Genomic DNA, 1,149 nt, shown 5'->3' on the forward strand with positions numbered 1-1,149 from the left:
AGGTTGATTTCCCCGCTATCTCCGCTCATCGAAATCGGCCCTGCATGACCCGAACCATCGGGCCTGTTGAATGTCGAAACCAGCGTGCATTCCTTCTTGGCAACCGCCCCAGCCGCGTGGGTCGGTTTGGTCTGCCTTGAGAAAATTGGTCCAATTCTGGAGAGAGCCCGAGAGGGCATAAGAATTGGAGAAATATATGGGACGTCAGCGATTTACGCCGGAGCAGATCATCGCGAAGCTGCGTGAGGTGGATGTGATTGTCGGTCGAGGCGGGACCGCCGTCGAGGCTTGTCGGCAGATCGGGATTGCCGAACAGACGCTGTATAGGTGGCGTAAGGAATATGGTGGCCTGAAGGTCGACCAGGTGCGTCGGATGAAGGATCTGGAGCGGGAAAATGCGCAGCTGAAGAAGCTGGTTGCGGATCTGGCGCTGGACAAGGCGATCCTGCAAGAGGCGTCGAAGCTGACTTTTTGAGTCCCTCCCGTCGCCGTGAAGCGATCGAGCAGGTCCGCCGGGTTCTTCCGGTATCGGAGCGGCGGACCTGCCGTGTTCTGGTTCAGCATCGTTCAGCGCAGCGACATCGTCCCAAGGATGATGCCGACGAACGGCATCTGACGGCCGACATCATCGCGCTGGCCAGGGATTATGGCCGGTACGGCTATCGCCGTATCCATGCCTTGCTCGGCCATGCAGGCTGGCAGGTCAGCTTGTCGGTAGTGGAACGCATCTGGCGGCGGGAGGGTCTTAAAGTGCCGAAGAGGCAACCGAAACGACGTCGGCTCTGGCTGGGCGATGGGTCGTGTATAAGGTTGCGGCCACAGCATCGCGGGCATGTGTGGTCTTACGACTTCGTCGAGGATAAGACGCGCAACGGACGCAAGTTCCGGATGCTCAATATCATCGACGAGTTCAGCCGCGAATGTCTGGCGATGGTGCCGCTGCGACGGTTCCGGTCCAACGACGTGATCGACGTGTTGGCCGACCTGTTCATCGAGCATGGGCCGCCTGAACATATCCGGTCCGATAACGTCCTAGGTCAGGAAGCAGCGGCGGGTTTTGGCCAACAGATATCTATGCGCCGACAAACATCGGCGCTGCATGCATTCTGAGCCAGATGGCTTCCACCGTCAACGGGATCGCTCCCTGCC

1 pseudogene is annotated in these 1,149 nt (G+C 59.2%); it reads left to right on the forward strand.

Features of this window, described 5'->3' with window-relative positions:
* Nucleotides 1-196: 196 nt before the first annotated feature.
* Nucleotides 197-1,029 (forward strand): annotated as a pseudogene (locus tag EWH12_RS22850) (IS3 family transposase); the annotation flags it as partial.
* Nucleotides 1,030-1,149 lie beyond the last annotated feature (120 nt).

This window comes from Sphingobium cupriresistens (genome assembly GCF_004152865.1).
In the GTDB taxonomy this organism is placed as follows: Bacteria; Pseudomonadota; Alphaproteobacteria; order Sphingomonadales; family Sphingomonadaceae; genus Sphingobium; species Sphingobium cupriresistens.